This window comes from Streptomyces sp. NPDC003034, assembly GCF_053591375.1.
Map to the genome: position 1 here is coordinate 38,820 of NZ_JBSFTS010000001.1, position 22,112 is coordinate 60,931.

General features: G+C 71.1%; 19 protein-coding genes. 15 read left to right on the top strand and 4 right to left on the bottom strand.

The window, feature by feature from the left end:
* Positions 1-21 precede the first annotated feature (21 nt).
* The 14 genes from ACWDX7_RS00200 (at position 22) to nuoN (ending at position 16,139) form a co-directional block, all read left to right on the top strand.
* Positions 22-381, top strand: a complete 360-nt coding sequence (locus tag ACWDX7_RS00200) for an NADH-quinone oxidoreductase subunit A (RefSeq protein ID WP_030010013.1) — start codon at positions 22-24, stop codon at positions 379-381.
* 14 nt (positions 382-395) lie between these two features.
* On the top strand, positions 396-950 hold the full coding sequence (locus tag ACWDX7_RS00205; protein ID WP_451489025.1) for a NuoB/complex I 20 kDa subunit family protein: 555 nt from the start codon (positions 396-398) through the stop codon (positions 948-950).
* Complete coding sequence (locus ACWDX7_RS00210; protein ID WP_451489024.1) at positions 947-1,681, top strand: NADH-quinone oxidoreductase subunit C; 735 nt, start codon at positions 947-949, stop codon at positions 1,679-1,681. Before ACWDX7_RS00205 ends, ACWDX7_RS00210 begins: the two co-directional genes overlap by 4 nt.
* Positions 1,681-3,006 (top strand): NADH-quinone oxidoreductase subunit D, encoded by a 1,326-nt coding sequence (locus ACWDX7_RS00215; RefSeq protein ID WP_451489023.1) that lies wholly within the window; start codon positions 1,681-1,683, stop codon positions 3,004-3,006. The genes ACWDX7_RS00210 and ACWDX7_RS00215 overlap by 1 nt, the downstream gene beginning before the upstream one ends.
* Complete coding sequence (nuoE, locus tag ACWDX7_RS00220; protein WP_451489022.1) at positions 3,003-3,779, top strand: NADH-quinone oxidoreductase subunit NuoE; 777 nt, start codon at positions 3,003-3,005, stop codon at positions 3,777-3,779. The genes ACWDX7_RS00215 and nuoE overlap by 4 nt, the downstream gene beginning before the upstream one ends.
* Entirely contained in the window at positions 3,779-5,158 is a 1,380-nt protein-coding gene (gene nuoF / locus ACWDX7_RS00225) for an NADH-quinone oxidoreductase subunit NuoF (RefSeq protein WP_451489021.1), read from the top strand. Before nuoE ends, nuoF begins: the two co-directional genes overlap by 1 nt.
* Positions 5,155-7,662, top strand: a complete 2,508-nt coding sequence (locus tag ACWDX7_RS00230) for an NADH-quinone oxidoreductase subunit G (RefSeq protein ID WP_451489020.1) — start codon at positions 5,155-5,157, stop codon at positions 7,660-7,662. The genes nuoF and ACWDX7_RS00230 overlap by 4 nt, the downstream gene beginning before the upstream one ends.
* A gap of 61 nt (positions 7,663-7,723) precedes the next feature.
* Positions 7,724-9,106 carry an NADH-quinone oxidoreductase subunit NuoH gene (gene nuoH, locus ACWDX7_RS00235; protein WP_451489019.1) on the top strand — a complete coding sequence of 461 codons (1,383 nt, stop codon included), beginning with the start codon at positions 7,724-7,726 and terminating at the stop codon, positions 9,104-9,106.
* Between the two features lie 60 nt (positions 9,107-9,166).
* On the top strand, positions 9,167-9,778 hold the full coding sequence (gene nuoI, locus ACWDX7_RS00240) for an NADH-quinone oxidoreductase subunit NuoI (RefSeq protein ID WP_451489156.1): 612 nt from the start codon (positions 9,167-9,169) through the stop codon (positions 9,776-9,778).
* Entirely contained in the window at positions 9,775-10,581 is an 807-nt protein-coding gene (locus ACWDX7_RS00245; RefSeq protein ID WP_451489018.1) for an NADH-quinone oxidoreductase subunit J, read from the top strand. Before nuoI ends, ACWDX7_RS00245 begins: the two co-directional genes overlap by 4 nt.
* On the top strand, positions 10,578-10,877 hold the full coding sequence (gene nuoK / locus ACWDX7_RS00250) for an NADH-quinone oxidoreductase subunit NuoK (protein WP_030864698.1): 300 nt from the start codon (positions 10,578-10,580) through the stop codon (positions 10,875-10,877). Before ACWDX7_RS00245 ends, nuoK begins: the two co-directional genes overlap by 4 nt.
* Before the next feature lie 9 nt (positions 10,878-10,886).
* On the top strand, positions 10,887-12,860 hold the full coding sequence (gene nuoL / locus ACWDX7_RS00255; RefSeq protein WP_451489017.1) for an NADH-quinone oxidoreductase subunit L: 1,974 nt from the start codon (positions 10,887-10,889) through the stop codon (positions 12,858-12,860).
* 1 nt (position 12,861) lies between these two features.
* Positions 12,862-14,487, top strand: a complete 1,626-nt coding sequence (locus ACWDX7_RS00260; protein WP_451489016.1) for an NADH-quinone oxidoreductase subunit M — start codon at positions 12,862-12,864, stop codon at positions 14,485-14,487.
* Positions 14,488-14,492: 5 nt separating this feature from the next.
* Positions 14,493-16,139 (top strand): NADH-quinone oxidoreductase subunit NuoN, encoded by a 1,647-nt coding sequence (nuoN, locus tag ACWDX7_RS00265; protein WP_451489155.1) that lies wholly within the window; start codon positions 14,493-14,495, stop codon positions 16,137-16,139.
* Positions 16,140-16,208: 69 nt separating this feature from the next.
* Here the strand turns inward: nuoN and ACWDX7_RS00270 are convergent, their stop codons facing one another.
* From ACWDX7_RS00270 to fahA, 3 genes are all read right to left on the bottom strand, one after another.
* Complete coding sequence (locus ACWDX7_RS00270) at positions 16,209-16,808, bottom strand: Uma2 family endonuclease (protein WP_451489015.1); 600 nt, start codon at positions 16,806-16,808, stop codon at positions 16,209-16,211.
* A gap of 58 nt (positions 16,809-16,866) precedes the next feature.
* Positions 16,867-17,466 (bottom strand): hypothetical protein, encoded by a 600-nt coding sequence (locus ACWDX7_RS00275; protein WP_451489014.1) that lies wholly within the window; start codon positions 17,464-17,466, stop codon positions 16,867-16,869.
* Between the two features lie 144 nt (positions 17,467-17,610).
* Positions 17,611-18,837 carry a fumarylacetoacetase gene (fahA, locus tag ACWDX7_RS00280; protein WP_451489013.1) on the bottom strand — a complete coding sequence of 409 codons (1,227 nt, stop codon included), beginning with the start codon at positions 18,835-18,837 and terminating at the stop codon, positions 17,611-17,613.
* 141 nt (positions 18,838-18,978) lie between these two features.
* Here fahA and ACWDX7_RS00285 point away from each other — a divergent pair, with 141 nt between their 5' ends.
* Positions 18,979-19,785, top strand: a complete 807-nt coding sequence (locus tag ACWDX7_RS00285) for a Cof-type HAD-IIB family hydrolase (RefSeq protein WP_451489012.1) — start codon at positions 18,979-18,981, stop codon at positions 19,783-19,785.
* Positions 19,786-19,993: 208 nt separating this feature from the next.
* Here the strand turns inward: ACWDX7_RS00285 and ACWDX7_RS00290 are convergent, their stop codons facing one another.
* Positions 19,994-22,021 (bottom strand): CocE/NonD family hydrolase, encoded by a 2,028-nt coding sequence (locus tag ACWDX7_RS00290; RefSeq protein WP_451489011.1) that lies wholly within the window; start codon positions 22,019-22,021, stop codon positions 19,994-19,996.
* Positions 22,022-22,112: the final 91 nt, after the last annotated feature.

The window sequence follows — 22,112 nt, forward strand, 5'->3', positions numbered from 1 at the left end:
CGACTGGAAGGAGCGAGGAGCGTGAATGCGTACGCGCCCATCCTCGTGCTCGGCGCCCTCGGCGCAGGGTTTGCGATCTTCTCCGTGGTCATGGCCACGCTGATCGGTCCAAAACGGTACAACCGGGCAAAGCTCGAAGCGTACGAGTGCGGCATCGAGCCCACTCCCATGCCGGCCGGCGGTGGCCGCTTCCCCATCAAGTACTACCTGACGGCGATGCTCTTCATCGTCTTCGACATCGAGGTTGTCTTCCTCTACCCCTGGGCCGTCACCTTCGACTCCCTGGGGATCTTCGGGCTCGTCGAGATGCTGCTCTTCGTGCTCACCGTCTTCGTCGCCTACGCCTACGTCTGGCGCCGCGGCGGCCTGGAATGGGACTGAGGGGCTGAATTCCCATGGGACTGGAAGAGAAGCTGCCGAGCGGCTTTCTGCTGACCACCGTCGAACAGGCCGCGGGCTGGGTGCGCAAGTCATCCGTCTTCCCCGCGACCTTCGGCCTCGCCTGCTGCGCCATCGAGATGATGACCACCGGCGCCGGCCGCTACGACCTGGCCCGCTTCGGCATGGAGGTGTTCCGCGGCTCCCCGCGCCAGGCCGATCTGATGATCGTGGCCGGCCGGGTCAGCCAGAAGATGGCGCCCGTACTGCGGCAGGTCTATGACCAGATGCCCGCTCCCAAGTGGGTCATCTCCATGGGGGTCTGCGCGTCTTCGGGCGGCATGTTCAACAACTACGCGATCGTCCAGGGCGTCGATCACATCGTCCCCGTGGACATCTACCTGCCCGGCTGCCCGCCGCGCCCCGAGATGCTGATGGACTCGATCCTCAAGCTCCACCAGAAGATCCAGGGCTCGAAGCTCGGCGTGAACCGGGAAGAGGCCGCCCGTGAGGCGGAGGAGGCGGCCCTCAAGGCCCTCCCCATCATCGAGATGAAGGGGCTGCTCCGGTGAGCGAGACCCGTGAACCCAACCCCGACCGGGAACTCAGCGCGCAGAACCTGCCCGGTCAGCGCGGAGACCTCGGCGAGGAGATCCGCCGCCAGCGCGGCATGTTCGGCGCGCAGAGCGGCGGCGACACCTCCGGATACGGCGGCCTCGTACGCTCCGTACGCCTGCCCGGTGCCAGCTTCCGTCCGTACGGCTCCTACTTCGACGAGGTGGCCGACGAGCTCGAAGGCGCGCTGGAGGAGCAGGACCTCATCCCGGGCAACGCCATCGAGCGGACGGTGGTCGACCGGGGGGAGCTGACCTTCCACATCGCCCGCGAGCACCTCGTCCGCGTGGCCTCCACGCTGCGCGACGACCCGGCCCTGCGCTTTGAGCTGTGCACCGGCGTCTCCGGAGTGCACTACCCGCAGGACACCGGCCGCGAGCTGCACGCCGTCTACCACCTGCGCTCGCTCACCCACGGGCGGATCGTGCGGCTGGAGGTCTCCGTCCCGGACAGCGACCGGCACCTCCCCTCGCTCGTCGGGGTCTACCCGGCCAACGACTGGCACGAGCGGGAGGCGTACGACTTCTTCGGGCTGATCTTCGACGGGCACCCGGCCCTCACCCGGATCATGATGCCGGACGACTGGCAGGGCTTCCCGCAGCGCAAGGACTACCCGCTCGGCGGCATCCCCATCGAATACAAGGGCGCCCAGATCCCGGCTCCCGACCAGCGGAGGTCGTACAGCTGATGTCCACGTCACACCACGCCGCCGCGCGCGAGACCACCGAAGGCACCGTCTACACCGTCACCGGCGGCGACTGGGACGAGATCGTCCAGTCCGCGGCCCGCGCCGACGACGAGCGGATCGTCGTCAACATGGGCCCGCAGCACCCGTCCACGCACGGAGTGCTCCGCCTGATCCTGGAGATCGACGGCGAGACGGTCACCGAGGCCCGCTGCGGCATCGGCTACCTGCACACCGGCATCGAGAAGAACCTCGAATACCGCAACTGGACCCAGGGCACCACCTTCGTCACGCGCATGGACTACCTGACGCCGTTCTTCAACGAGACGGCGTACTGCCTGGGCGTCGAGAGGCTGCTCGGCATCACCGACCAGATCCCCGACCGCGCCACCGTCATCCGCGTACTGCTGATGGAGCTCAACCGGCTCTCCTCCCACCTGGTGTGCATCGCCACCGGTGGCATGGAGCTGGGCGCGACGACGATCATGATCTACGGCTTCCGCGACCGCGAGCTGATCCTCGACATCTTCGAGCTGATCACCGGACTGCGGATGAACCACGCGTTCATCCGCCCCGGCGGCCTCGCCCAGGACCTCCCGCCGGGCGCCGTCGACCAGCTGCACGCCTTCGTGCGGACCATGAAGAAGAACCTGCCGGAATACGACAAGCTCGCCACCGGCAACCCCATCTTCAAGGCCCGCATGCAGGACGTCGGCTACCTCGACCTCACCGGCTGCGTGGCGCTCGGCGCCACCGGCCCGGTCCTGCGCTCCGCCGGCCTGCCGCACGACCTGCGCAAGACGGACCCGTACTGCGGGTACGAGAACTACGAGTTCGACGTGCCGACCACCGACACCTGCGACTCGTACGGGCGCTTCCTCATCCGCCTGGAGGAGATGCGCCAGTCGCTGCGGATCGTCGAACAGTGCCTGGAACGGCTGGAGCCCGGCCCGGTCATGGTCGCCGACAAGAAGATCGCCTGGCCGGCGCAGCTCGCGATGGGCCCCGACGGGCTCGGCAACTCGCTCGACCACATCAGGAAGATCATGGGCACCTCCATGGAGGCCCTCATCCACCACTTCAAGCTGGTGACCGAGGGCTTCCGGGTCCCGCCCGGGCAGGCGTACGCGGCGGTCGAATCGCCCCGGGGCGAGCTCGGCGCCCACGTCGTCTCCGACGGCGGCACCCGCCCCTTCCGGGTCCACTTCCGCGACCCGTCCTTCACCAACCTGCAGGCCATGGCAGCGATGTGCGAGGGCGGCCAGGTCGCCGACGTCATCGTCGCCGTCGCCTCCATCGACCCCGTGATGGGAGGCGTCGACCGATGACGACCGTGTCTTCCCGGGGGGAGACCCCCGAACCGCCCGTGTCCGTGTCCCTGGGCATGCCCCAGCTGCCCGCCCCGGACTTCCCCGCGGAGGTCCGGGCGCGGCTGGAAGCCGACGCCGCGGAGGTCATCGCCCGCTATCCCGACAGCCGCAGCGCCCTGCTCCCGCTGCTGCACCTGTGCCAGGCCGAGGAGGGTTACGTCTCGCGCACCGGCATCCGCTTCTGCGCCGAGGTACTGGGCCTGACCACCGCCGAGGTCACCGCCGTGTCGACCTTCTACTCGATGTACCGGCGGGGGCCCTCCGGCGACTACCAGGTCGGCGTCTGCACGAACACCCTGTGCGCGGTGATGGGCGGCGACGCCATCTTCGAGGAGCTCAAGCAGCACCTCGGGGTCGCCAACCACGGGACCACCCCCGACGGCAAGGTCACGCTGGAGCACATCGAGTGCAACGCGGCCTGCGACTTCGCCCCCGTGGTGATGGTCAACTGGGAGTTCTTCGACAACCAGACCCCCGACTCCGCCAAGGCCCTGGTGGACGACCTGCTGGCCGGCCGCCCCGTGGAGCCCACCCGGGGCGCGCCGCTGTGCACGTACAAGGAGACCGCCCGCATCCTGGCGGGCTTCCCCGACGAGCGCGAGGGCGCGGTCGAGGCCACCGGCGGCGCCGGCCCCGCCTCCCTGATCGGGCTGCGCATCGCCCGCGGCGAATCCCCGCACACCAGCATCGTCCACCCGCGCGGCGAGACCAGCACCGAGGGAGGGAAGTGATGACCGTGTCGACTCCGAAGGAAAGCCGCGGGGACACCTCCCAGCCCGAGGCCGGGGGAGGGACCAGCCCGGAGAAGCTCCTCGCCCCCGTCCTGACGGCGTTCTGGGACGAACCGCGGTCGTGGACGCTGGAGACCTACCGGCGCCACGACGGGTACGAGGGCCTGCGCAAGGCGCTCGCGATGACCCCCGACGACCTGATCGCCTACGTGAAGGACTCGGGTCTGCGCGGCCGCGGCGGCGCGGGCTTCCCCACCGGAATGAAGTGGCAGTTCATCCCGCAGGGCGACGGAAAGCCGCACTACCTCGTCGTGAACGCGGACGAGTCGGAGCCGGGGACCTGCAAGGACATCCCCCTCCTCTTCGCCAACCCGCACTCCCTCATCGAGGGAATGATCATCGCCTGCTACGCGATCCGCTCGCAGCACGCCTTCATCTACCTGCGCGGCGAGGTCGTGCCGGTCCTGCGGCGCCTGCACGAGGCGGTGCGCGAGGCGTACGAGGCCGGCTACCTCGGCAAGGACATCCTGGGCAGCGGGCTCGACCTCGACATCACGGTGCACGCGGGAGCGGGCGCGTACATCTGCGGCGAGGAGACGGCGCTGCTCGACTCCCTCGAAGGCCGGCGCGGTCAGCCCCGGCTGCGTCCCCCCTTCCCTGCCGTCGAGGGGCTCTACGCGTGCCCCACCGTCGTGAACAACGTGGAGTCCATCGCCTCGGTTCCCGCGATCCTGCACCGGGGCAAGGACTGGTTCAAGTCGATGGGGACGGAGAAGTCCCCCGGCTTCACGCTGTACTCGCTCTCCGGGCACGTCGCCGGCCCCGGCCAGTACGAGGCCCCCCTGGGCATCACCCTGCGCCAGCTGCTCGACATGAGCGGCGGCATGCGGCCCGGCCACCGGCTGAAGTTCTGGACCCCCGGCGGCTCCTCCACCCCGATGTTCACGGACGAGCACCTGGACGTCCCGCTCGACTACGAGGGCGTGGGCGCGGCGGGCTCGATGCTCGGCACGAAGGCGCTCCAGTGCTTCGACGAGACGACCTGCGTGGTGCGGGCCGTCACCCGGTGGACCGAGTTCTACGCCCACGAGTCCTGCGGCAAGTGCACACCCTGCCGCGAAGGGACGTACTGGCTCGTCCAGTTGCTCCAGCGGATCGAGGCCGGCGGCGGCGTCATGTCCGACCTCGACAAGCTGAACGACATCGCCGACAACATCAACGGCAAGTCCTTCTGCGCACTCGGCGACGGCGCGGCCAGCCCGATCTTCTCCTCGCTCAAGTACTTCCGCGAGGAGTACGAGCAGCACATCACGGGCAAGGGCTGCCCCTTCGACCCCAGCAAGTCGACCCTCTGGGCTGACACGGAGGTGAACGCATGACCGTCACCAGTAACGCCCCTGCGGGCGGCGGCGAGGCCGCGGTGCCCCCGGAGGACCTCATCACCCTGACGATCGACGGAGCCGAGCTCTCGGTGCCCAAGGGCACCCTCGTCATCCGCGCCGCCGAGCAGCTCGGCATCGAGATCCCCCGGTTCTGCGACCACCCCCTCCTCGACCCCGTCGGCGCCTGCCGCCAGTGCATCGTCGAGGTAGAGGGCCAGCGCAAGCCGATGGCCTCCTGCACCATCACCTGCACCGACGGCATGGTCGTCAAGACGCAGCTCACCTCCGAGGTCGCCGACAAGGCCCAGCGGGGCGTGATGGAGCTCCTGCTCATCAACCACCCCCTGGACTGCCCGGTCTGCGACAAGGGCGGCGAGTGCCCGCTGCAGAACCAGGCGATGTCGCACGGCAACGCCGAGTCCCGTTTCGAGGGACTCAAGCGGACGTACGAGAAGCCGGTGCCCATCTCCACGCAGGTGCTCCTGGACCGCGAGCGGTGCGTGCTCTGCGCGCGCTGCACCCGCTTCTCCAACCAGGTGGCCGGCGACCCGATGATCGAGCTGCTGGAGCGCGGCGCGCTCCAGCAGGTCGGCATCGGCTCGGGCGATCCCTTCGAGTCGTACTTCTCCGGCAACACCATCCAGATCTGCCCGGTCGGCGCCCTCACCTCGGCCGCCTACCGGTTCCGCTCCCGCCCCTTCGACCTCGTCTCCTCCCCGAGCGTGTGCGAGCACTGCGCGGGTGGCTGCGCCACCCGGACCGACCACCGCCGCGGCAAGGTGCTGCGCCGGCTGGCCGCGGAGGACCCCGAGGTCAACGAGGAGTGGATCTGCGACAAGGGCCGCTTCGGATTCCGCTACGCGCAGCGCCCGGACCGGCTGACCACCCCGCTCGTACGCAACGCGGCCGGGGTCCTGGAGCCCGCCAGCTGGCCCGAGGCCCTGGCGGCCGCCGCGGCCGGACTCGCCGCCGCGCGCGGCCGGGCCGGGGTGCTGACCGGAGGCCGGCTCACCGTCGAGGACGCCTACGCCTACGCCAAGTTCGCCCGGGTGGTCCTCGACACCAACGACATCGACTTCCGCGCCCGCCCGCACAGCGCCGAGGAGGCCGATTTCCTGGCCGCCTCCGTCGCCGGCACCGGCAAGGACCTCGACGGCCAGGGGGTCACGTACACCTCGCTGGAGGCGGCGCCCACCGTGCTGCTGGCCGGCATCGAGGCGGAGGAGGAGGCCCCCGGGGTCTTCCTGCGGCTGCGCAAGGCCCACCGCAAGCACAAGCAGCGGACCTTCGCCATCGCCCCCTTCGCCACCCGCGGCCTGGAGAAGGCGGGCGGCACCCTGCTGGCCGCCGCTCCCGGCACCGAGCCGCAGTGGCTGGACGCCCTCGCCACCCGGACCGGGCTGGAGGAGGGCGGCCAGGCCGCCGCCGACGCGCTGCGCGCCGCCGGCGCGGTCATCGTCGTCGGGGAGCGCCTCGCCGCGGTGCCCGGTGCGCTGACCGCGGCCGTACGGGCCGCCGCCGCGACCGGGGCGAAGCTGGTGTGGATCCCGCGCCGGGCCGGTGAGCGGGCCGCCGTCGAGGCGGGCGCGCTGCCGTCCCTGCTGCCCGGCGGACGCCCCGCCACCGACCCGCGGGCCCGCGAGGAGGTCGCCACCGCCTGGGGGCTGGACGAGCTGCCGCACCGCTACGGTCGCGACACCGGCCAGATCCTCGAAGCCGCCGCCGGGCGGGAGCTGTCGGCCCTGCTGGTCGCGGGCGTCGAGGTCACCGACCTGCCGGATCCGGCCCGCGCGCGGATCGCCCTGGAGGAGGCCTTCGTGGTCTCCCTGGAACTGCGGCCCAGCGAGGTCACCGACCACGCGGACGTGGTCCTGCCGGTCGCCGCCGTGGCGGAGAAGCCGGGCGCCTTCATCAACTGGGAGGGCAGGGTCCGCCCGTTCGAGGCGGCGCTCAAGCCCGAGCACATGACCCGCCGGCTCGCCCCCGCGGACGCCCGCGTACTGCACATGCTGGCCGACGCGGCGGACCGGCCGATCGGACTGCCCGACATCCACGCCGTACGCCGGGAGTTCGACCGGCTCGGCCCGTGGGCCGGGGCCCGCGCCGGCGAGCAGGCGGCGGACACCGCTCCGCTGCCGCGCCCCGGAGCGGGCGAGGCGGTCCTCGCGGGCCACCGGCTCCTGCTCGACCAGGGCCGCCTCCAGGACGGTGACGACGCCCTGGCCGGCACCCGGCACGAGGCGAGCGCCCGGCTCTCGGCCGCCACGGCCGCCGAGACCGGGGTCAAGAACGGCGACGTGCTCGCGGTCACCGGACCGGCCGGCTCCGTCGAACTCCCGCTCCGGATCACCGAGATGCCGGACCGGGTGGTGTGGCTCCCGATGAACTCCACCGGCTCCGGCGTCCTCGCCGACACCGGCGCCCTCCCCGGCACCCTCGTCCGGATCGGTCCCTCCGCCCGGCGCGGGACCCACAGCGACGCAGCGGAGGCCCAGTCGTGACCCCACGGACCCACGCCCTTCGGCCGGGCGCAGCCCCGGCCCCCGCACGGGAGGTGCGAGCGTGACCCACCTCGCCCAGTTCGCGGCGCAGCCGCACGTCCTCGCGGCCGAGGACCTGTCCCTCTTCGGACGGGACGTCTGGTGGCTGGTCGTCATCAAGGCGGTGTTCTGCTTCGCCTTCCTGATGGTGACCGTGCTCTTCTCCATCGTGTGGGAGCGCAAGGTCGTCGCCTGGATGCAGCTGCGCGTCGGCCCCAACCGGCACGGCCCCTGGGGCCTGCTCCAGTCCCTCGCCGACGGCGTCAAGCTGATGCTGAAGGAGGACATCGTCGTCAAGCGGGCCGACAAGGTCGTCTACGTCCTCGCCCCGATCGTCGCGGCGATCCCCGCCTTCATGGCCATCGCGGTGATCCCCTTCGGCCCCGCCGGCAACGAGGTCTCCATCTTCGGCCAGCGCACCACGATGCAGCTCACCGACCTGCCCATCGCGATGCTCTACATCCTCGCGGTGGCCTCGGTCGGCATCTACGGCATCGTCCTGGCGGGCTGGTCGTCCGGCTCGACCTACCCGCTCCTCGGCGGTCTGCGCTCCTGCGCGCAGATGATCTCGTACGAGATCGCGATGGGCGCCGCCTTCGCCTCGGTCTTCCTGTACTCCGGGTCGATGTCGACCTCGGCGATCGTCGAAGCGCAGGCGGACCGCTGGTACGTCATCCTGCTGCCGGTCTCCTTCATCATCTACATCGTCACGATGGTCGGCGAGACGAACCGCGCCCCCTTCGACATGCCGGAGTCCGAGGGCGACCTCGTCGGCGGCTTCAACACCGAGTACTCCTCCATCAAGTTCGCGCTGTTCATGCTGGCCGAGTACGTCAACATGGTCACCGTCTCGGCCGTCTCGGTCACCCTCTTCCTGGGCGGCTGGCGGGCCCCGGCGCCGATCTCGACGTACTGGGAGGCGGCGAACCACGGCTGGTGGCCGATGCTCTGGTTCGTCCTGAAGGTCCAGCTGCTGCTGTTCTTCTTCATCTGGCTGCGCGGCACGCTGCCCCGCGTGCGCTACGACCAGCTGATGAAGATCGGCTGGAAGGTCCTGATCCCCGTCTCGCTGGTCTGGCTGATGATGGTCGCCACCGTCCGGGCGCTGCGCAACGAGCAGTACGACTTCAGCCAGATCGTCCTGTACGTCGGGGGCGCGGTCGTCGCGGTCCTGCTGCTCTCCCTGGTCGCGGACGTCATCCGGGACAAGCGGGAGAAGGCGGCGGCCGAGGAGACCGGCAAGACCGATGCCGAGGAGCCCTTCGACCCGATGGCGGGCGGGTACCCCGTACCGCCCAAGCCCGGCCAGCACCTGGCACCCGTACCGCGCCGGCGTCCCCGCCAGGAGCGGGAGCTGATCCCCAGCGGCGGGACGAACACCGAGAGTGACCGAGAGGAGGGTTGAGCGGTGTCTGACGAGAAATGGCAGAACCCCGTCGCCGGCTTCGGCGTGACCTTCAAGGCCATGTTCAAGAAGCGGCTCACCGAGCAGTACCCGGAGCAGCACAAGACCACCGCTCCGCGCTTCCACGGACGGCACCAGCTCAACCGCCACCCGGACGGTCTGGAGAAGTGCATCGGGTGCGAACTGTGCGCCTGGGCCTGCCCCGCCGACGCCATCTACGTGGAGGGCGCGGACAACACCGACGAGGAGCGCTACTCCCCGGGTGAGCGCTACGGCGCGGTCTACCAGATCAACTACGCCCGCTGCATCCTGTGCGGGCTGTGCGTCGAGGCCTGCCCGACGCGGGCGCTGACCATGACGAACGAGTTCGAACTGGCCGACGCCAGCCGCGAGTCGCTCATCTACACCAAGGAGCAGCTGCTCGCCGGACTCACCGAGGGCATGGTCGAGGCACCGCACTCGATCTTCCCCGGCACGGACGAGCAGGACTACTACCGGGGACTGGTCACGGGAGCCGCGCCGGGCACGGTGCGGCAGGTGGCCGTGTCCAAGGGCGAAACCGCCGGGGCCACGGAGACCACGGAGAGCGCCCGGACCACCGAGAGCGCCCGGACCGCTGAAACGGCCCGGACCGCCGAAGCCGCCGACCACTCCGAGGAGGTGGGGGCATGAGCGCCATCGCCGCCTCCCTGACCTCCACCGGTGAGGCCGTGCAGTTCTGGATCCTCGGTACGGTCGCCGTCGTCGGCGCGCTGGCCACGATCCTCATGAAGAAGGCCGTGCACAGCGCGCTCAGCCTCGCCGGGACGATGATCATCCTGGCGGTCTTCTACCTCGCCAACGGGGCGTACTTCCTGGGCGTCGTCCAGGTCGTCGTCTACACCGGCGCGATCATGATGCTCTTCCTCTTCGTGGTCATGCTGGTCGGCGTCACCGCCGCCGACTCGCTGAAGGAGACCCTCAAGGGGCAGCGCTGGCTGGCCGTCCTGTGCGGGCTCGGCTTCGGCATCCTGCTGATCGCCGGCATCGGCCACGCCCGGCTCACCCACTTCAACGGGCTCGGACGGATCAATTCCGCCGGGCACGTCGAGGGCCTGGCCCAGCTGATCTTCACCAAGTACGTCTTCGCCTTCGAGATGACCGGCGCCCTGCTGATCACCGCGGCCGTCGGCGCGATGGTGCTCACCCACCGCGAGCGCACCGAGCGGGCCGCCACCCAGCGGGAGATGGCCGAGCGGCGCGTCCGCGAGGGCGTGCAGCTCCCGCCGCTGCCCGCACCCGGCGTCTACGCCCGGCACAACGCGGTGGACGTACCGGGCCTGCTCCCCGACGGCAGCCCGTCCGAACTGACGGTCAACAAGACGCTGCGCGGCCGCGGCCAGATCCGGGACGTCTCCAGCGAGGCCCTGGAGGACCTCAAGGCGCTGGAGCAGAAGTCCTCGGAGCGCCTCGGCCGTGAGGAGGCCTCGAAGTGAATCCGGTCAACTACCTGTACCTGGCCGCCCTGCTGTTCACCATCGGCGCGGCCGGCGTGCTGATCCGGAAGAACGCGATCGTGCTGTTCATGTGCGTCGAGCTCATGCTCAACGCCTGCAACCTCGCCTTCGTCGCCTTCTCGCGCATGCACGGCAATCTCGACGGCCAGATCATCGCGTTCTTCACGATGGTCGTCGCCGCCGCGGAGGTCGTGGTGGGCCTCGCGATCATCGTGTCGCTGTTCCGTACCCGCCACTCGGCCTCGGTCGACGACGCCAGCCTGATGAAGCTCTAAGGGGTCGCTGTGGAGAACCTGATCGCGCTGCTGGTGGCAGCGCCGCTGCTCGGAGCGGCGGTGCTGCTGTGCGGCGGCCGCCGCCTCGACAAGACCGGGCACTGGCTCGGCACCCTCTTGGCCGCCGCCTCCTTCGGCGTCGGCGTCGCCCTCTTCACCGACATGCTGGGACGCGGAGCCGACGACCGGGCCCTGCACCAGCGGCTGTTCAGCTGGATCCCCGTGGAGGGCTTCCAGGCGGACATCGCCTTCCAGCTGGACCAGCTGTCGATGACGTTCGTCCTGCTGATCACCGGCGTGGGCACGCTCATCCACGTGTACTCGATCGGGTACATGGAGCACGACGAGCGCCGCCGCCGCTTCTTCGGCTACCTCAACCTCTTCCTGGCCGCGATGCTGCTCCTCGTCGTCGCGGACAACTACCTGCTGCTGTACCTCGGCTGGGAGGGCGTCGGCCTGGCCTCGTACCTGCTCATCGGCTTCTGGCAGCACAAGCCCAGCGCGGCGACCGCCGCGAAGAAGGCCTTCCTGGTCAACCGGGTCGGCGACATGGGCCTGTCGATCGCCATCATGCTGATGTTCACCACCTTCGGGACCTTCGCCTTCGGGCCGGTCCTCGCCTCGGTGGGCGAGACCTCGGAAGGCACGCTGACCGCGATCGGGCTGATGCTGCTGCTGGCCGCCTGCGGCAAGTCGGCGCAGGTCCCGCTGCAGTCCTGGCTCGGCGACGCGATGGAGGGCCCGACCCCCGTCTCGGCCCTGATCCACGCGGCGACCATGGTGACCGCCGGCGTGTACCTGATCGTCCGCTCCGGCGCCGTCTTCAACGGGGCGCCCACCGCGCAGACCGCCGTCGTCGTCGTCGGAGCGGTCACGCTCCTCTTCGGTGCGATCGTCGGTTGCGCGAAGGACGACATCAAGAAGGCCCTGGCGGGCTCCACCATGTCGCAGATCGGCTACATGATCCTGGCCGCGGGCCTCGGCCCGATCGGCTACGTGTTCGCGATCATGCACCTGGTGACGCACGGCTTCTTCAAGGCCGGCCTCTTCCTCGGCGCCGGTTCCGTGATGCACGGGATGAACGACGAGGTGGACATGCGCAAGTACGGGGCCCTGCGCACCTACATGCCGGTCACCTTCGTGACCTTCGGCCTCGGCTACCTGGCCATCATCGGCTTCCCCGGCCTGTCGGGCTTCTTCTCCAAGGACCTGATCATCGAGGCCGCCTTCGCCAAGGGCGGCACCCAGGGCTGGATCCTCGGCGGGGTCGCCCTGCTGGGCGCCGGAATCACCGCCTTCTACATGACCCGCGTGATGATCCTGACCTTCTTCGGCGAGAAGCGCTGGCAGCCCGCCCCCGACGCGGACACCACGCCCGGCGCCGAGCCCGCGGCCGACACCCGGGCCGCCTCCGCCGCCGGTGCGGCCGGCACCGCGGCCGACCGCATGCCGCACCCGCACGAGTCGCCCAAGTCGATGACCATCCCGATGATCGTCCTCGCCTTCGGCTCCGTCTTCGCGGGCGGCTTCTTCGGCATCGGCGACCGGTTCCTGAACTGGCTGCGGCCCGTCACCGGCTACGAACACGGCCACCCGCCGGTCAGCGCCATGACGGTGACGCTGGCGACGATGGCCGTCCTGGCCGTCGGCGTCGGCATCGCCTGGGCCATGTACGGGCGCAGGCCCGTCCCGGTCCTCGCGCCGCGCGGCAGCTGGGTCACCCGGGCCGCCCGGCGGGACCTGCTCCAGGACGACTTCAACCACGTCGTGCTGGTGCGCGGCGGGGAGCACCTGACCCGCTCGCTCGTGTACGTCGACCACAGCCTGGTGGACGGAGTGGTCAACGGGACGGCCGCCTCGGTCGGCGGGCTCTCGGGCCGGCTGCGCAAGCTGCAGAACGGCTACGCCCGCAGCTACGCGGTCTCGATGTTCGGGGGCACGGCGATCCTGATCGCCGCGACCCTGCTGATGAGGGCGGTGTGAGATGAATTTCCCGCTTCTGACGGTGACGGCCGCGCTGCCCGCGGTCGGCGCGATCCTGACGGCGGCCGTCCCGGCCGCCCGCCGGACCGCCGCCAAATGGCTCGCCCTGCTCTTCTCGCTGGCGACCCTGGCCCTGGCCGTGCTCGTCGCGGTCCGCTTCGAGCCCGGTGGCGACCGCTACCAGCTCACCGAATCCCACGCCTGGATCGCCGACTTCGGTGTCCGCTACGAACTGGGCGTCGACGGCATCGGGGTGGCGCTGATCGCGCTCACCGCGCTGCTCATCCCGTTCGTGATCGCGGCCGGCTGGCACGACGCCGACCCCCTGGCCACGCCCGCCGACGGCTCCGCGACGTGGAAGTCGAGCCGGTGGCGGCCGACCCAGGGCTTCTTCGCCCTGATCCTGCTGGTCGAGGCGATGGTGATCATCTCCTTCGAGGCCACCGACGTCTTCCTCTTCTACATCTTCTTCGAAGCCATGCTCATCCCGATGTACTTCCTCATCGGCGGCTTCGGAGACCGGGCCCATGCCGGGTCCGACGAGAACGCGGCCACGCAGCGCTCGTACGCGGCGGTCAAGTTCCTCCTCTACAACCTGGCCGGCGGCCTGATCATGCTGGCCGCCGTCATCGGCCTCTACGTCGTCGCCGGGAACTTCTCGCTCCAGGAGATCGCCGCCGCGCGGGCCGCCGGCACGCTCGACATGGCGACCAACACCGAGCGGCTGCTGTTCCTCGGCTTCTTCTTCGCCTTCGCGGTGAAGGCCCCGCTGTGGCCGCTGCACACCTGGCTGCCGAACGCGATGGGGGAGTCCACCGCCCCGGTCGCCGTGCTGATCACCGCGGTCGTGGACAAGGTCGGCACCTTCGCGATGCTCCGCTTCTGCCTCGGGCTCTTCCCGGAGGCCAGCAAGTGGGCCACCCCGGTGATCATCACCCTGGCCCTGGTCAGCATCGTCTACGGGGCGCTGCTCGCCGTCGGACAGCGGGACATCAAGCGGCTGATCGCCTACGCATCGATCTCGCACTTCGGCTTCATCATCCTGGGCATCTTCGCGATGACCTCCCAGGGCCAGTCCGGCGCCACCCTCTACATGGTCAACCACGGCCTGTCGACGGCGGCGCTCATGCTGGTGGCCGGCTTCCTGATCTCCCGGCGCGGCTCGCGGCTCATCGCCGACTACGGCGGGGTGCAGAAGGTGGCCCCGGTCCTGGCGGGCACCTTCCTCATCGGCGGCCTCGCCACCCTCTCGCTGCCGGGGCTCGCCCCCTTCGTCAGCGAGTTCCTGGTCCTGGTCGGCACCTTCGCCCGGTACCCGGTCGCCGGCATCGTCGCCACCCTCGGCATCGTGCTGGCCGCGCTCTACACGCTGGTGCTCTACCAGCGCACCATGACCGGCCCCGTGAAGGAGGAGGTCCGCACGATGCCGGACCTGCGCCTGCGGGAGGTACTGGTGGTCGCCCCGCTGGTCGCCCTGCTGATCGGGATGGGCGTGTACCCGAAGGTGCTCACCGACATCGTCAACCCGGCGGTGAAGCACACCATGTCGGACGTGAAGCAGACGGACCCCAGGCCAGAGGTGGCTGTTGAGGCCGTACCCGCGAAGAATGGGGAGGCGGCGAAGTGAGCGCAGTGACTGCTGCCCAGAGCCTGCTGACACTGGCGGCCGAGGGACCGGTCGACCGGATCCCGGCCCCGCAGATCGAATACGCGCAACTCGCGCCCACGCTGATCGTGGTGGGCGCGGCGATCCTCGGGGTCCTCGTCGAGGCCTTCGTACCGCGCAAGGCACGTTATTACGTCCAGGTGTTCCTCGCCGTCGCCGCGCTGGCCTCGGCCTTCGCGGCGGTCGTCGCCCTCGCGGCCGGCGGATACGGCAGTACGAAGGCGCAGATCGCGGCGATGGGCGCCATCGCCGTGGACGGCCCGGCGCTCTTCCTGCAGGGCACCATCCTGCTGGCCTCGATCGTCGCGGTCTTCACCTTCGCCGAGCGGCGCCTGGACCCCGCCGCGCACGGCAACCGCGTCGACTCCTTCGCCGCGCAGGCGGCGTCCGTACCGGGGAGCGACAGCGAGAAGGCCGCCGTCAAGGCGGGCTTCACCACCACCGAGGTCTTCCCGCTGGCGATGTTCGCGATCGCCGGGATGCTGATCTTCCCGGCCGCCAACGACCTGCTGATGCTGTTCATCGCCCTTGAGGTCTTCTCCCTCCCGCTGTACCTCCTGTGCGCCGTCGCCCGCCGCCAGCGGCTGATGTCGCAGGAGGCCGCGGTCAAGTACTTCCTCCTGGGCTCCTTCTCCTCCGCCTTCCTCCTCTTCGGCATCGCGCTGCTCTACGGGTACGCGGGCTCGGTGTCGTACGCCGTGATCGCGGACGTGGCCGACGGCACCGTCGCGCGGGTCGACCCGGCGCTGGCCGCCACCATGGCCAATGACGCGCTGCTGCTGATCGGCGGCGCGCTGATCCTCATGGGCCTGCTCTTCAAGGTCGGCGCGGTGCCCTTCCACATGTGGACCCCGGACGTCTACCAGGGCGCCCCGACCCCGGTCACCGGCTTCATGGCGGCGGCGACGAAGGTCGCGGCCTTCGGCGCGCTGCTGCGGCTGCTGTACGTGGTCCTGCCGGGGCTGCGGTGGGACTGGCGGCCGGTGATGTGGGGCGTCGCGATCGTCACGATGCTGGCGGGCGCGGTGATCGCCGTGACCCAGACGGACGTCAAGCGACTGCTGGCCTACTCCTCGATCGCGCACGCCGGCTTCATCCTGGCCGGTGTGATCGCCACGTCGGCGGAGGGGGTCAAGTCCGTCCTCTTCTACCTCGGTGCCTACTCCTTCGTGACGATCGGCGCCTTCGCGGTGGTCACGCTGGTGCGGGACGCGGGCGGCGAGGCGACGCACCTGTCCAAGTGGGCGGGGCTGGGGCGGCGTTCGCCGCTCACCGCCGCCGTCTTCGCGGTGTTCCTGCTGGCCTTCGCCGGCATCCCGCTGACCTCGGGCTTCGCCGGCAAGTTCGCCGTGTTCAAGGCGGCGGCGGAGGGCGGCGCGGGGGCGCTGGTCGTGGTCGGTGTCATCTCGTCCGCGATCGCCGCGTTCTTCTACATCCGGGTGATCGTCCTGATGTTCTTCAGCGAACCGAAGGCGGACGGCCCGACGGTGGCGGTCCCGTCGCCGCTGACGATGACCACCATCGCGGTGGGAGTCGCCGTCACCCTGGTGCTGGGCGTGGCCCCGCAGTACTTCCTGGACCTGGCGGGCCAGGCGAGCACCTTCGTCCGCTGACCCGGCCCGCCGCACGGCGCAGGGCCCGGCTCCCTTCTGGGGGACCGGGCCCTGCGCCGTGTCCGGGGGTTATTCGGCGCCGCGCCGCCTGGCCATGATCTGGGTGAGGTCCAGGTCGATGGGGAAGGGGACGGAGACCTTGAGCCGGTCGTGGAAGATGCCGGTGCTGGTGTAGGCGCCGGTGGCCGGCTCCCGCTCGAAGACGTAGACGATCGCACGGCCGTCCTTGTTCTCGACGCGCCAGTAGTGGGGGATCCCGGCCCGGGCGTACTTCAGCGGCTTGGTCTCGCGATCGCGGTCGACGGACTCCGGGGACACGACTTCGATCGCGAGCAGGACGGACTCGGCGGGCAGGCGGGTCTGGTTCGGATCCTCGTCGGGTTCGACGGGGACCACGATCACGTCCGGCTCCGGACGGTTACGGCGGTCGATGTCGATGGTGAACTCCCTGAGGACTTCCAGCCCTTCAGGGGCCCAAGCGCGCAGTTCCCAGGTGAAGAAGTCGACCGTCAGCGTGTGGAATCGGGTCTGCGGACTCACGAAAACGAGGCTCGCGTCGATCAGCTCCGTGTGCGGAGGCAGATTCGGAAGCGTGTCCAGGTCATCGGCAGTCCAGCCGCCCGCAGGCGGGATCGGCCAGCTGTATTCCGGGTTCATCGGTGCTCCCATGAGCCGGAGTATCGCGAGTCCGTCCAGCCTATCGGCGGGCATCGGCCGAAGACCGCACTTACGGGTGATGGCGGTGGGCGGGTGTGGTGGTGGAGGGCTTCTTGGGGCAGGTCAGCGCCGTGTTCCAGTTGTGGAAGCGGCCGGCCGGGTTCTTCTTGTAGGCCCACATGTGCAGGTCGTAGTGCTTGGGCATGCCCGCCCAGTGGCCTGGCATGGGCCCGTCGAAGGGCAGGCCGAACATCGTCGGCCGGTCGTCCGCGGTCTTCAGGTCCTGGTCGCGGTCGGAGACCATCCACTCCACGGCCTGCAGCTGCCGGCGGCCGCGGCGGTCCGTCTCGGCGCTGTAGACCAGGGCGGTGGGCTTGCTGGGGTCCGTCGAGCCCCAGTGGGCCTCCTTGACGTAGTGGTAGCCCATGGCGCCCTTCCCGAAGGGGTTGTTCATGCACTCGCCGTGGCGGACGTACCCGTCGGCGATCGCCAGCCTCTCGTCCACGTACTTGGCCGTCACCGCGAGCGCCGTCGCCATGTCCCGCATGGCCTTCCGGTTGCGCGGGTCGGGCGCCGGCCCCTCGACGGAGTGGGCCGGGGGCATCACGGCGAGGGCGAGGGACGCGGCGGCGGCGCACGTCAGGGCGGTCTTCAGGCGGCGTGCTGGCATGGCGGCTCCTCGCGGTGGGGTACGGCGCACGGGCCGGCCCTACCCGGTCCCGCTGGGTCCACCATCCGGGGCCGCCCCGCCCGCCGCACGCCGGCTACGCCCGGGTGGCGTACGCGCACACCTTCGGGCCACCGCAGACAGGACCTAGCGGGATCCCACGATGCGGCCGGTGACCTCGCCGAGGCCCACTCGGGTGTCCTGCGGGCCCGGGGCCCATGCGGTCAGGGTGACGGTGTCGCCGTCCTCCAGGAAGGTGCGCTTGCCGTCGGCCAGTTCGATGGCGTCGCGGCCGTTCCACGTCAGCTCCAGCAGCGAACCGCGCTGGTCGGTGTCCGGGCCGCTGACCGTACCGGAGCCGTAGACGTCACCGGTGCGCAGCGAAGCGCCGTTGACGGTCATGTGCGCGAGCTGCTGGGCCGCGGTCCAGTACATCGAGGCGAACGGCGGCCGTGCCACCTCCTGCCCGTTGATCGCGACGGAGATGCGCAGGTCGAAGCCGCCCGGCCGGTCACTGTCGGCGTCGTCCAGGTACGGCAGCAGGGGCAAGTCCCGGGCGGGCGGGGCGACCCGGGCCGCGTCCAGGGCCTCCAGCGGGGTGACCCACGCGGAGACGGAGGTGGCGAAGGACTTGCCGAGGAAGGGGCCCAGCGGCACGTACTCCCACGCCTGGATGTCCCGCGCCGACCAGTCGTTGAGCAGGAAGAGACCGAAGACGTGGTCCTCGAAGTCGCCCAGCGCCACCGGTCGCCCCAGCTCGGAGGGCACGCCGACGACGAAGCCGACCTCCGCCTCGATGTCGAGCTTGACGGACGGCCCGAAGACGGGCGCCGGGTCGGTGGGGGCCTTGCGCTGTCCGCGGGGCCGTACGACATCCGTCCCGGAGACCACGATCGTGCCAGAGCGGCCGTGGTAACCGATCGGCAGGTGCTTCCAGTTGGGGGTCAGCGCGTCCCCGTCGGGGCGGAAGATCCGGCCCACGTTGGTGGCGTGGTGCTCGCTCGCGTAGAAGTCCACGTAATCGGCGACCTCGTACGGCAGGTGCAGCGCGACCTCCTCCAGCGGCAGCACGTGCGGCTCGACCGCCGGGCGGTGGCCGGGGTCGGTGACCCAGGCGGTCAGCGCGCGCCGCACATCGCGCCATGCGGTGCGCCCGGCGGCCAGCAGCGGGTTGAGCGAGGACTGCCCGAGCAGGCCCGCGTACGGGGAACCGAGCGCGGCCGCGGCCGCCCCCGCGTCGAGCACGTGCCCGCCGATCCGCACACCGATCCGGCGCCGCGCCGGGTCCTGCGCGGTGGAGAAGACGCCGTACGGGAGGTTGTGCGGCCCGAACGGGTCGCCCTCGGGGACATCGAGGGGGCTCTGCTGGGGCATGGGGTACTGCCTCACTTTCGACGCGGTCCGGGGGTGTCCCGGGGGCTGGTTGACACGTTACGTGGCATGTGGGGCCCGCGGGAGGCCGGATTGGGGCGCTATTTGTAGGACTTGTCCAAAGGGGTCCGTATCCTTGGCGCCGTGACTTCCGCCCTCCCCCACGCCTTGATCGCCACTGACCTGGACGGGACTCTGCTGTGCGCCGGAGACACCGTCTCCGCCCGCTCCCACCAGGCGCTCGCCAAGGCCCGCACGGCCGGCGCCCGGCACATCATCGTCACCGGCCGCCCGGTCCCGCAGGTACGCCACGTCCTCGACGGTCTCGGCTACACGGGGCTCGCGGTGTGCGGGCAGGGCGCGCAGGTGTACGACGCGGCGCGCGGACGCCTGCTGCACTCCGTGTCGATGGACCGGGGGCTGGCCGAAGTGGCCCTCGGCAAGATCGAGGCGGAGATCGGCGAGGTCTACGCCGCGGTCAACCAGGAGGGGGCGGACGCGGAGATGCTGATAGGGCCGGGTTACCGGATGTGGCACCCGCACCTGCCGACCGTGCGGGTCCCGCGGCGGAGCGACCTGTGGTCCGCCCCCATCAACAAGGTGCTGCTCCAGCACCCCGAGCTGGACGACGACGAACTGACACGGGTGGCGCGGTCGGTCGTCGGCGACCTGGTGAACGTCACGATGGCGGGGGAGCACACGGTGGAGCTCCAGCCGCCGGGCATCGACAAGGCGAGCGGCCTGGCGCGGGCGGCGGAGGTCCTCGGCCTGCCGGCCGAGTCGGCCATCGCCTTCGGGGACATGCCGAACGACATCCCGATGTTCGCGTGGGCGGGCTGGGGCGTGGCGATGGCCAACGCGCACCGCGAGCTGATCGCGGTGGCCGATGAGCTGACGCTGTCGAACGAGGACGACGGCATCGCGGTGGTCCTGGAGCGTCTGTTCGGCTGACCGCCGGTATCCCAGGGCTCCGCCCGCCCCGCACCGCTGCGCCGCAAACGCCGGCGGGGCCGGGTGTGGCCGAGCCGCGCCGGCGGATGCCGCCCGGCGGGCCGAACTGCCGCGCAGCGGAGATTCCAGCCCCGCCGGCGATTGAGGCGCGGGTCCGGGGCGGAGCCCCCGCAGAGGTGCCGCGCCCGGGCCTCCTACCCGGGCCCCCTCAGCCGGCGGCGCGCGGGAGGCGGCGTTCCCACGTGCGGTGGAAGAGGACCTCGTCGCCCTCGCGGCAGATCACCTCGTTCGACGTCAGGAAGCCGCCCTCGTCGCACGAGACCTCCGACCGCGTTTCGATCCGGGCGTCCCAGGACAGCTCCGGCCGGTGCAGCCGGATCCGCCGTTCCGAGCGGGTGCGGGCCGACAGCGGGTCCGCCTCCTGGATCTCGTAGACGTCCAGCGCGTCCTCGCCGTACTCCAGGCCGTCCGGGTACATCCGCGTGCCCCCGGGCCGGGGGTCCACCTCCAGCCGCCACGTCCCGCGCGCGACATCCCGTACGACCAGCCGCTGCGGACGCGGTTCGTCCAGCGTGGCGGGGCTGTATCCGAGATCGGCCACGCCGAGGGCGACGCCCAGCGGCGGAGCCTGCTCCGGCGGCTCGAAGACGATGCCCTCCCCGGCCGGGGACGCGGCACGGACCGGCAGGGTCAGCGCGCTGCCCGCGGGGTCCAGGGTCCAGCCCGCCGTGGAGCCGGCCCGGGGCCAGATCCACGGCCAGTAGGCGGAGGACACGGCGAGGCGGATGCGATGGCCCGGCGCGAAGGCGTGGCCGGTGCCGTGCAGCTCGAAGGTGACGTCCTCGTACGCGCCCACGGGCCAGGGCAGCGCCCGGTCCCGCCCCCGCCGGGCGGAGAGGTTCAGCGCGCCGCGCGTGATCAGTGTCGAGGCGCCGTCCGGGGCCACGTCGCACAGCCGGGCCACGACCTGCCCGTACGGCACGTCGAGGCGCAGCCGCAGGGTCACCGAGGGCCGGCCGAGGATCTCCACCGATTCCTCGCGGCCGACCGGGAACTCGAAACAGGCGGACTTGGCGTCCTCCTCCCGCTGGTCCGGCGGCAGGTCGGCGTCCTGGCCGAGGGGCGCGAAGCGGCCCGCGTCCACCCCGGTGTGCTGGGGGGAGGCGACGGCCACCGGCGGGCCCTGCAAGCCGTACGGGACGGGGATGACGGAAGCCGACGGCCAGCTCTTCTCCCCGACCCAGCGGCCCGGCAACTCCTCGTACACGGGGGCGGGACGGTGCGACCCGCTGATCCAGGCGCGCAGCAGCGGCTCGCCCGGCACGCCGTTGTCCAGACCCTTGAGCCAGTGGTCCCACCAGCGCAGGGTCTCCTGGAGGAAACCGATCGCCGGGCCCGGCCGCAGTCCGCGGTCCGGGTACTGGTGCGACCACGGGCCGATCAGGCCCCGTACCCGCGAGGACGGCAGGTGCTCGATCAGCCGCAGCACCGTGTCCCGGTAGGGGTCGTGCCAGCCGCCCACGGCCAGCACGGCGGCGCCGATCGCGGCGTGGTCCTCGCTGACGCCGCCCCGGCGCCAGTAGGCGTCCCGCGTCTGGTGCGAGAGCCAGGTGTGGATCAGGGGTTCGACCGACTCCAGCCGGTCCAGCCACCGTTCGCGCCAGCCGTCGCCGACGAACCGCGGGTCCGGCGGGTGCGCGGCGGAGGCGAGCAGGCTCGCCGCCCGCGCGGGCATGCCCGCCGCCAGCACGGAGCCGCCCAGGTAGTGCGCGTCGCCGTCGTACGGGTCGTCCGGGGCGCAGACCGTCACCACGGCCTTGAGCGGCCCGGGCGCCAGCGCCGCGATGCGCAGGCTGTTGAATCCGCCCCACGAGAGCCCGAACATGCCCACCGATCCCGTGCACCACGGCTGACCGGCCAGCCACTCGACCACCGCGGCCCCGTCGGCCGCCTCCCGGGGGCCGTACCCGTCGCCCGGGCGGCCCGCGCTGCACCCGTGGCCGCGCGCGTCGACGCGCACCGAGGCGTAGCCGTGCCCCGCGTACCAGGGGTGACGCTGGCGGTCGCGCGACGCGGTGCGGTCCGTCAGGCGGCCCGGGAGGTACTCCAGCAGCGCCGGAACCGGCTCATCCGTCACCGGTCGCCAGATCCGGGCGTACAGCTCCACGCCATCGGAGAGCGGGATCCGGACATCCTCGCGGGTGGTCTCGTAGGGGAAATCGGTACGGGTGATCATCGGATCCAGCCGCCAATCGCCTCAGAGGACGCATCAGTCGACACCGGGCTCTCAAGAACATACCGGGGTGTTTCGGGTGGTGCGCGGGTGG